Source organism: Proluteimonas luteida (assembly GCF_021191695.1).
Lineage (GTDB): Bacteria > Pseudomonadota > Gammaproteobacteria > Xanthomonadales > Xanthomonadaceae > Luteimonas > Luteimonas luteida.
The window spans coordinates 61,831-72,057 of sequence record NZ_JAIWPT010000002.1; the positions used below are offsets into that span (position 1 = coordinate 61,831).

6 protein-coding genes and 1 pseudogene are annotated in these 10,227 nt (G+C 69.3%); 1 reads left to right on the forward strand and 6 read right to left on the reverse strand.

Annotation, left to right across the window (positions count from 1 at the left end; all coding sequences use genetic code 11):
- Positions 1-435: 435 nt before the first annotated feature.
- Positions 436-3,201, reverse strand: coding sequence for a preprotein translocase subunit SecA (secA, locus tag LDO26_RS02275; RefSeq protein WP_232129456.1), 2,766 nt, complete (start codon positions 3,199-3,201; stop codon positions 436-438).
- 363 nt (positions 3,202-3,564) lie between these two features.
- Positions 3,565-4,449 (reverse strand): M23 family metallopeptidase, encoded by an 885-nt coding sequence (locus tag LDO26_RS02280; RefSeq protein ID WP_435594016.1) that lies wholly within the window; start codon positions 4,447-4,449, stop codon positions 3,565-3,567.
- Positions 4,450-4,483: 34 nt separating this feature from the next.
- Here LDO26_RS02280 and LDO26_RS02285 point away from each other — a divergent pair, with 34 nt between their 5' ends.
- Positions 4,484-4,948 carry a DciA family protein gene (locus tag LDO26_RS02285; RefSeq protein WP_232129688.1) on the forward strand — a complete coding sequence of 155 codons (465 nt, stop codon included), beginning with the start codon at positions 4,484-4,486 and terminating at the stop codon, positions 4,946-4,948.
- A gap of 358 nt (positions 4,949-5,306) precedes the next feature.
- On the opposite strand, the gene lpxC is transcribed toward LDO26_RS02285, so the two are convergent.
- The 4 genes and pseudogenes from lpxC to LDO26_RS02305 form a co-directional block, all read right to left on the reverse strand.
- Positions 5,307-6,215, reverse strand: coding sequence for a UDP-3-O-acyl-N-acetylglucosamine deacetylase (gene lpxC / locus LDO26_RS02290; RefSeq protein ID WP_232129457.1), 909 nt, complete (start codon positions 6,213-6,215; stop codon positions 5,307-5,309).
- Positions 6,216-6,947: 732 nt separating this feature from the next.
- Positions 6,948-7,914, reverse strand: a pseudogene (gene ftsZ, locus LDO26_RS02295) (cell division protein FtsZ); the annotation flags it as partial.
- Between the two features lie 217 nt (positions 7,915-8,131).
- A complete protein-coding gene (gene ftsA, locus LDO26_RS02300; RefSeq protein ID WP_232129459.1) occupies positions 8,132-9,367 on the reverse strand; it encodes a cell division protein FtsA in 1,236 nt (411 codons plus the stop codon).
- On the reverse strand, positions 9,364-10,224 hold the full coding sequence (locus tag LDO26_RS02305; protein WP_232129689.1) for a cell division protein FtsQ/DivIB: 861 nt from the start codon (positions 10,222-10,224) through the stop codon (positions 9,364-9,366). The genes ftsA and LDO26_RS02305 overlap by 4 nt, the downstream gene beginning before the upstream one ends.
- Between the last annotated feature and the right edge of the window lie 3 nt (positions 10,225-10,227).

Sequence of the window (10,227 nt, forward strand, 5' to 3'; positions counted from 1 at the left end):
CCGGAGATGGCCTGCCCCCTCTCCCGCCGGCGGGCATTGCGTCCTTCACGGGTGAGGGCACTTATGCACGGTGGCCGCGACTGCTGCAGAGGCATCACGCCAACGGCGCCCTCATCCGCCCTGCGAGCACCTTCTCCCGCAAGCGGGAGAAGGAACCGGTCCCGGTGATTCCACCGGAGATGGCCTGACACTTCTCCCGCCGGCGGGTATTGCGTCCTTCACGGGTGAGGGCACTTATGCACGGTGGTCGCGACTGCTGCAGAGGCGTCGCGCCAACGGCGGCCTCATCCGCCCTGCGGGCACCTTCTCCCGCGAGCGGGAGAAGGAAAACCGGTTCCGCAAATGGGCGTTCTGCCTCTGGGTGCCGCAGCAGAACGCCGACCCCACAAACAGGAACCGCCGCTTGCGCGGCGGTTCCGGTGAGCATGCAGCCGGCTAGCTCAGCTGTCCGTGGCAGTGCTTGTACTTCTTGCCGCTGCCGCAGGGACACGGGTCGTTGCGACCGACCTTGTTGCCGTCGCGGACGATCGGCGCCTGTTGCGCGACTGCGGCCTGAGCGCCGCCCTGGGCGGCGCGCACGTCGTCGGCTTCCTCGTCGGCGCCGTAGCCGCCGGAGTCGGCATGCTGGAACTGCGCCTGGTTGAGCTTGGCCTCAACCTGCCGGCGCTCCGCGGCCTCCAGCGCGGCGATCTCCTCCTCGCTGCGCACCCGCACGCGCGCCAGCATGGTGACCACGTCCTGCTTGACCTTGTCCAGCATCTCGGAGAACAGGATGAACGCCTCGCGCTTGTATTCCTGCTTGGGCTGCTTCTGCGCATAGCCGCGCAGGTGGATGCCCTGGCGCAGGTAGTCCATGCGGCCGAGGTGCTCCTTCCAGCCCTGGTCGAGCACGTTGAGCATGATGTGCTTCTCGAGCATGCGCATCGTCTCGGGACCGAGCTGCGTTTCCTTGTCGGCGAACACGCGGTCGATCTCGCTCTGCACGTGCTCGGCGATCTGCTCGGCATCGAGCTCCTTACTGCTGGCCGCCAGCTCCACCAGCCCCGGGCGCACGCCGAACTCGCGTTCGAGCTCCGACTCCAGGCCCGGCAGGTCCCATTGCTCGTCGATCGACTGCGGCGGCACGTAGCGGGCGACGATGTCGGCGGCGACGTCGGCACGGATGCCGTCGATGTTGTCCTTGACGCTGTCGGCGTCGAGCAGTTCGTCGCGCTGGCCGTAGATGACCTTGCGCTGGTCGTTGTTGACGTCGTCGAAGTCGAGCAGGTTCTTGCGGATGTCGAAGTTGTGGGCCTCGACCTTGCGCTGCGCGTTGGCGATCTGCTTGGTGACCAGCGGCGACTCGATGATGTCGTCCTCCTGCAGGCCCATGCGCGCCATGACCTTCTGCACCCAGTCGGCGGCGAAGATGCGCATCAGGTTGTCTTCGAGCGACAGGTAGAAGCGCGAGGAACCCGGGTCGCCCTGGCGGCCGGAGCGGCCGCGCAGCTGGTTGTCGATGCGCCGCGACTCGTGGCGCTCGGTGCCGAGGATGTGCAGGCCACCGGCTTCCTTGACCGCGTCGTGGCGTTGCTGCCACTCGGCCTTGAGCCGGGTCTTCGTGGCCTCGTCGACCGGCGCGCCGGTCTCGGCCTCGATCGCCGCGAGTTCGGCCTCCAGCGAGCCGCCGAGCACGATGTCGGTGCCGCGGCCGGCCATGTTGGTGGCGATGGTCACCGCGCCCGGGCGGCCGGCCTGGGCGATGATCTGCGCCTCGCGCTCGTGCTGCTTGGCGTTGAGCACCTCATGGGCGATGCCTTCCTTGCGCAGGTGCTCGGACAGCAGCTCGGAGACCTCGATCGACGTGGTGCCGACCAGCACCGGCTGGCCGCGCTCGTGCGCTTCCTGGATCGCGCGCGCGACCGCGCGGTACTTGCCGGCGCGGTTGAGGAACACCGCATCGGGCGCGTCCTTGCGGATCATCGGCCGGTGGGTCGGGATCACCACCACTTCCAGCCCGTAGATGCTCTCGAACTCGAAAGCCTCGGTGTCGGCGGTGCCGGTCATGCCCGAGAGCTTCTTGTACATGCGGAACAGGTTCTGGAAGGTGATGCTGGCCAGCGTCTGGTTCTCGCGCTGCACCGGCACGCCTTCCTTGGCCTCGACCGCCTGGTGCAGGCCGTCGGACCAGCGCCGGCCCGGCAGGGTGCGACCGGTGAACTCGTCGACGATGATGACCTCGCCGTCGCGGACGATGTAGTGGTCGTCGCGCTGGTAGATGGCGTGCGCGCGCAGCGCGGCGTTGAGGTGGTGGACGACGTGGATGTTCTGCGGCGCGTAGAGGCTGTCGTCGCCTTCGAGGATGCCGGCCTTGCGCAGCAGTTCCTCGGCATGTTCCTGGCCGGCCTCGGACAGGTGCACCTGCTTGCCCTTCTCGTCGACCCAGTAGTCGCCCTCGCCGTCCTCGGTCTCCTGGCGCACCAGCGCCGGCACCACGCGGTTGGTCTTGATGTAGAGCTCGGGGGAGTCGTCGGCCGGGCCGGAGATGATCAGCGGCGTGCGCGCCTCGTCGATCAGGATCGAGTCGACCTCGTCGATGATCGCGTAGTTGAGACCGCGCTGGTAACGGTCGGCCTTCGACAGCGCCATGTTGTCGCGCAGGTAGTCGAAGCCGAACTCGTTGTTGGTGCCGTAGGTGATGTCGGCCTGGTAGGCCTCGCGCTTGGTCTCGCCGTGCGGCATGCCCGGCCAGATCACCCCGACCGACAGGCCCAGCCAGTTGTAGAGCTTGCCCATCTGCGCGGCGTCGCGGCGGGCCAGGTAGTCGTTGACGGTGACGACGTGGACGCCCTTGCCCTCCAGCGCGTTGAGGTAGGTCGGCAGCGTGCCGACCAGGGTCTTGCCCTCGCCGGTGCGCATCTCGGCGATCTTGCCCATGTGCAGCACCATGCCGCCGATCAGCTGCACGTCGTAGGGGCGCATGCCCAGCACGCGGCGGCTGGCCTCGCGGCAGACCGCGAAGGCCTCGGGCAGCAGCTTGTCGAGGGTCTCGCCGCCTGCGATGCGACTCTTGAATTCGGGGGTCTTGGCCTGCAGTTCGGCGTCCGACAACGCCTCCATCTGCGGCTCGAGCGCGTTGATCTTCTCGACGACTTTCTGCAGCTGCTTGATGAAACGGTCGTTGCGGCTACCGAAGACACTGGTGAGCAGGCGATTGAGCATTGGAGTACCGAAGTCTGGAATCGGAACGCGGCCACGGCGCAGGCGCCGGCGGCCGCAACGAAAAAAGGGCGCCGGGCGCCCTTTCGATTGGCAACGCGCATTGTAGCTTGGGGCGAGGGGCGCCGTTCACAAGGCATTGCCTTGTGGCGCCCCGAGCGCCCGAAGCGGCTGTGCCGCGCAGGGCCGGAACGAGGAAGCCGCCCTCACCCGACGCGCTGCGCGCGTCGACCTCTCCCGTAAACGGGAGAGGTGGGGTGGGATTGTCGCGCGCCTGGGGCTCCAAGCGGATTCAACGCTGTCCCCTCTCCCGCTGGCGGGAGAGGGTGCCGAAGGCGGGTGAGGGGCTTTTCGCGACGCGCCGGATTACTGCCGGCTCACGCCCATGTCGCCGAGGAACTGGCGCGGGTTCTGCACGCGGCCGTTCTCCCACACCTCGAAATGCACGTGGGCGCCGGTCGAGCGGCCGGTGGAGCCGGCCTTGGCGATCTCCTGCCCCGCGCGGACCAGGTCGCCGACCCTGGCGACATTGCGCGAGTTGTGCGCATAGCGGGTCACGTAGCCGTTGCCGTGGTCGACCTCGACCACGTTGCCGTAGCCGCCGCGCACGCCCGAATAGCTGACCACGCCGTCGGCGACGGCCATCACCGGGTCGCCGGTGCGGGCGTCGAAGTCGATGCCGCGATGGAACTGGCCGCCACCGCCGAACGGGTCGGCGCGATAGCCGTAGCCCGAGGTCATGAAGCTGCTGGCGACCGGGGAGCGCGACGGCATGGCGCTCTGCTCCAGCTTGCGGTCGAACAGCAGGGCCTCGAGTACCGACAGCTGCTGGCCGGAATGCGCCAGGTCGACGTCGAGCGCCTGCATGCCGTCGGTCAGCTTGCGCGCCGGCATGTCGCTGACCGGCTCGGTACCGCCGAGGCCGACCGGCCGGTCGAAATCGAACTCGCCGCCGTCGAGGCCCGCGCCGCGCGCCAGGCGGTCGCCCAGCGCGTTGAGGCGGTTGGCCTGGGCCTGCAGCTCGCCCATGCGCGCGGCCAGCGCGTTGATCTCGCGCTGCGCCTCGCGGCGGGTCTGTTCGAGGCTGGCTTCATGCGCCGCGGCCACGTCCTGCAGGCGCGCCATCTCGGCTGCGTTCATCGCGCCGGCGGCGAACATGCCGGCGGCGGCAATGACGATGGCCATCGAGACCGGCTTCTCGGCCGCACGTGCGCGGGTGCCGCGGGCCACTTGCGCCAGGCGGCCACGCATATCATTCAACAAGGTCTGTACAGTCATGGTTCCAATGTCTGATTTCCGGTCCAAACCCCAGCCGTCCCGCATCGGCGCTCCCACGGCGGCGCTCGACGCATTGCTGGATGGCGCGTCGGCGGATCCGATCCGTCGCGCCATCTGGCTCGACGCACTGGACCGCCGCCTCGTTCCCCTGTTGCCGCCGGCGCTGGCGCCGCATGCGCGGCTGGCCAATGTCGACCGCAACAGGCTGGTGTTCCTCGTCGATTCGCCCATCTGGCACGCCAGGCTGCGCCTGTCGGCCGACGTGCTGCTCGACGCCGCCCGGTCCATCGGGCTGGATGTCAGCGACATCGTGGTCAGGACCGCCACCGCGCCGTTGCGACCCACCGACGGTGGGCGGCATCCGGCACCTGCCGCCGCGCCATCGCCGGTCGCCCGCGAAGCCTTGCGGGCGGCATTGGCGTCGCTGCGGACGCCGGACGATGGATCGACACCAGACCCGGAAGGATCCTGATCTCCGGCGGCCATTCGACGACGTCAAGGCGTCGTGAAGGCCGCGCGAAGCAGGCATCCTACTTGCCATGGGCGCCGGGGAAGTTAACTCGCAATTAATTCTGCGGGGTTGAATTGTTAATTTTTCGATAAATCCGGATTGGTGTCACGCCATGAGGCGGGTATCGGTCCGGACCACGAACACCGACCGCAGGAGCGGCCCATGGCCGCGAACGGGCGCGCGGCGGCGAGAAGTCGCAGGGAGATCGTCTGCGGGTCGCGCCCAAAGGGGGCGCTCCTACGTTGCATCCCGTGCGGTGCGCAGGGCCGGGAGGGATCGCAGGGAAACGGCGCGCACGCCGCCGGGAGTGCCCGCGGATTCAGGCGGCGGCGGGCACGCCGTAGACGACCGGCGACGGCGCCTGTTGGTCGAAGCTGACCTGCTCCCACGCGTCCTGCTCGGCGAGCAGCGCGCGGACCAGCTTGTTGTTGAGCGCGTGGCCGGACTTGTAGCCCTTGAACAGGCCGAGGATCGGGTGGCCGGCCAGGTACAGGTCGCCGACCGCGTCGAGGATCTTGTGGCGCACGAATTCGTTGGCGTAGCGCAGGCCGTCGTCGTTGAGCACGCGGAACTCGTCGAGCACGATCGCGTTGTCCATCGAGCCGCCGAGGCCCAGATTGCGCTCGCGCATGTATTCGAGGTCGCGCATGAAGCCGAACGTGCGCGCGCGGCTGACTTCGCGGATGTAGGCGTCGGTCGAGAACTCGACCTCGGCGCGCGACTGGCCGACGGGAATCGCCGGATGGTCGAAGGCGATGGTGAAGTCGAGCTTGAAACCGTCGTAGGGCTCGAAACGGGCGATCTTGTCGCCCTCGCGCACCTCGATCGGCCGCAGGATGCGGATGAAGCGCTTGGGCGCGTCCTGCTCGACGATGCCGGCCGACTGCAGCAGGAACACGAACGGGCCCGAGGAGCCGTCCATGATCGGCACTTCGGCCGCGGACAGCTCCACGTGGATGTTGTCGATGCCGAGGCCGGCCAGCGCCGACATCAGGTGCTCGACGGTCTGCACGTGCGCCTCGCCGCGGCTCAGGCCGGTGCACAGCGTGGTCTCGGTGACCAGGCGGCCGTCGGCGGGGACGTCGACCACCGGGTCGAGATCGACGCGGCGGAACACGATGCCGGTGTCCGGCGGCGCAGGGCGCAGGGTCAGGAACACTTTCTCGCCGCTGTGCAGGCCGACGCCTGTCGCGCGGATCACGTTCTTGATGGTGCGTTGCCGGGGCATCGGGATGGGATCCGCAGGAATGGGGGAACTGCAAGGCGAAATGCGGCGGAACCCGCCACGGGCGGGGCCGTCAGGCCGTTTTTGCAGGCGCCTGTGTGACGGGCGCGTTGCAGATTATCACGGCATCCGCTGAACCTGAATGAAAGCGTCTCCGTTCGCCGGAGTCGCGCCGACCGCCGTGCGGCGCGGTCGAAAACTGTCCACCGGGCCGGTTGGCGCGGTGGACGAAAACGACGATGCGCGGACGACGCGTCGCCGGATGTTGCGAGGACGGAACGGACCGCGGCTCAGTCGGCCTGCCGGCGCAGGGCGAGCGCCGCGCTCGCGAGGCACTGCCTCGCGCGGCGGGGAGCGCCCGGCCATGGATGGACGGGCCGGGCAGCCCGAAGCATCGATCGTTGCGCCAGGGACGGCCGCACGATACGCGCCATCAGTCGGCCTGCCGGCGCAGGAACGCCGGAATGTCGAGATAGCTGCTGTCGCTGCCGAAATCCGCGACCTTCGGCGCATCGCCGGCATCGCTGCCGCGCGTCGCCGCCTGGCCGCCGCCCTGCGCGTGCCCGCGCAGCGACGCGGCGATGCTGTGGCCCGGGCTGTGCGGGGCCACGGCGTCGCCTTCGTCGATGAACATGCCGGTGGTGCCGTCGCGCACGCCGCGGGTGTTGTTGCTGATCAGCTGCACCTGCGGCTTGCCGCGGCCGGCGCTGTCGCCGTTGTAGCCGCTGCCGCGCACCGAGGCCTGGTTCAGGCCGGTGGCGACGACGGTCACGCGGACCTCGTCCTGCATGTCCGGGTCGAGCACGGTGCCGATGACGATGGTGGCGTCCTCGCTGGCGAAGTTCTCGACGGTGCGGCCGACCTCGTCGAACTCGGCCATCGTGAAGTCCGCGCCGGCGGTGATGTTGACCAGGATGCCGTTGGCGCCGGCCAGGTTGACGTCGTCGAGCAGCGGGTTCTGGATCGCCGACTCGGCCGCGGCCTGCGCGCGGTCGTCGCCGCGGGCGTTGCCGGTGCCCATCATCGCCAGGCCCATCTCCGACATCACGGTGCGCACGTCGGCGAAGTCGACGTTGATCAGGCCCGGACGCACGATCAGGTCGGCGATGCCCTGCACGGCGCCCAGCAGCACGTCGTTGGCGGCGCGGAAGGCCTGGATCATGGTCGCGTTGCGGCCGAGCACGGTGATCAGCTTCTCGTTGGGGATGGTGATCAGCGAGTCGCAGTGCTGGCTCATCTCCTCGATGCCCTTGAGCGCGACCTGCATGCGGCGGCGACCCTCGAACGGGAACGGCTTGGTGACCACGGCGACGGTCAGGATGCCCATCTCCTTGGCCAGCTGCGCGACCACCGGCGCGGCGCCGGTGCCGGTGCCGCCGCCCATGCCGGCGGTGATGAAGACCATGTCGGCGCCCTGCAGCGCGTCCATGATGATTTCGCGATCCTCGAGCGCGGCCTGGCGGCCGACCTCGGGGTTGGCGCCCGCGCCCAGGCCCTTTGTGACGCTGGTGCCGAGCTGCAGCTGCAGCTTGGCGCCGCAGTTCTTGATCGCCTGCGCGTCGGTGTTGGCGGTGATGAACTCAACGCCGTCGACGCTGTTGTTGACCATGTGCGCGACCGCGTTGCCGCCGCCGCCGCCGACGCCGATGACCTTGATCACCGCGTTTGGAGCCATTTTCTCGACCAGTTCGAAATGTGCCATGTCCGTGTCCTCGTTGTGGGGCCGGGGGCCGGAAGCCAGAGGCCAGGGAAAAGCTCCTGGCAGGCCGTCGGTTCCACCGGCGATTTCTAGTTGTGTATTGCCTTGCCGCCTTGCCGCCTTGTCGCTTCGCTTGCCTCTGCCTCGCCTGCTTTCCGTCCTTGGAACCCTCGCCTTTCCCTGATCTCTGGCCCCTGGCCCCCGACCTCCGGCGAGTTCGTCAGAACTCGCCGTTGAACCACGTCTTCAACTTCTTCAGCAGTCCGCCGGCGCGGCCGGTGGAGATCACCGGGCGCCGCGGATGTTCGATCTGGCTGCCCATCAGCAGCAGGCCCACGCCGGTGGCGTGGACCGGGTTGCCGACCACCTCGCCCAGGCCGGTGACGTGCTGCGGGATGCCCACGCGCACCGGCATCTGCAGCATTTCCTCGGCCAGCTCGACGACGCCTTCCATCTTCGAGGCGCCGCCGGTGAGCACCATGCCGGCGCGCACGTGCTGCTCGAAGCCCGAGCGGCGCAGTTCGGCCTGCACCATCTCGAAGATCTCCTCGTAGCGCGCCTGCACCGCCTGCGCCAGCGACTGCCGCGGCAGCCGCCGCGGCGGCCGGTCGCCGACGCTCGGCACCTGGATCGACTCTTCCGAGGTCGCCAGCTGCGCCAGCGCGCAGGCGTAGCGGACCTTGATCTGCTCGGCCTCGGGCGTGGGCGTGCGCAGCATGTGCGCGATGTCCTCGGTGACCTTGTCGCCGGCGATCGGCAGCGACGCGGTGTGGCAGATCGCGCCCTGCACGAACACCGCCAGGTCCGTCGTGCCCGCGCCCATGTCGACCAGCACGACGCCCAGTTCGCGCTCGTCGCTGGTCAGCACCGCGGTGCTCGAGGCCAGCGACGACAGGATCAGGTCGTCGATCGCGAGGCCGCAGCGCTGCACGCACTTGCTGATGTTGGCGGCGGCCGACTGCGCGCAGACGACCAGGTGCGCGTGCACCTCCAGGCGCACGCCGGTCATGCCGACCGGGTTGCGGATGCCTTCCTGCGAGTCGTCGAGCACGTACTCGCGCGGGATTGCGTGCAGGATCTTCTGGTCGGCCGGGATCGCCACCGCCTTGGCCGCGTCGAGCACGCGGTCGAGGTCCGCCCAGGTCACCTCGTTGTCGCGGATCGGCACGATGCCCGGCGAGTTGCGGCACTGCACGTGGTTGCCGGAGATCGACGCGTAGACCGAGCGGATCTCGCAGCCGGCCATCAGCTCGGCTTCCTCGATCGCGCGCTGGATCGACTGCACGGTCGACTCGATGTCCACGACCACGCCGCGCTTGAGCCCGCGCGATTCGTGGCTGCCGATGCCGATGACTTCGATCGGATTGCCGGGCGAGTACTCGCCGACCAGCGCCACCACTTTCGAGGTGCCGATGTCGAGTCCGACGATGAGGGTCTTGTCGCCTTTGCGGTTCATGCGGGGATGGGGTCCAGGGGCCGGAGGCCAGGGGCCGGGAGGGAATGACGAGGGTGCGAATGTGTTGCCGGGACGGCGAGTGGGCTGGGAACCGGTGCCCGTGCGGCGATCGACCGGACTGCGGCACTCCCTGGCCCCTGCCCCCCGGTCTCGGGCCCCTGCCGTTCGCCCCACACCAAGGCGAAGCCATTCGTGTAGCGCAGGTCCGCGCGTTCGAGCGGCTGCGGCTTCTGCGCCAGCAGGCGCGGCAGCATCCGCGCGAAACGCGCCAGCCGCAGCCGCGCCTCATGGCTGCCGACGACGATGTCGACGCCGTTGGACAGGCGCAGCGACCAGCTGCCGCGTTCGTCGAGGGTGACGCTGGCGACCTCGAAGCCGCCGGGCGCGAACAGCTCGCGCGATTCGTTGTACAGCGCGACCACGTCCTGGACCCGGCTGTCGGGGCCGTGCAGCCGCGGCATGCCCGCCGGCGCATCGATGCCCTCGGCCGAGAACAGCCGCCCCTGGTCGGACAGCAGGCGGTCCTCACCCCAGTACGCGAACGGCCGGTGCTCGTCGATGCGTACTTCCAGCACGTCGGGCCAGTGCTTGCGCACGTCGGCGCCGGCGACCCACGGCAGGCGCGCGACGTCGCGCTGGGCGTCGGCCAGGCGCACCGCGAAGAAGCCGCGCTGCGCATGCGGCAGCACGGTCTCGCGCAGGCGCGCGGTGTCGACCTGCTGCAGCCCGTCGTTGACCCGCAGCACGCGCAACGGCCAGCGCTCGGCGCCGATCCAGCCGTTGACGACCGCGATCACCGGCAGCGCCACCAGCGCGATCGCCAGCAGCCAGGTCAGTACCCGCAATGTCGCGCCCAAGGC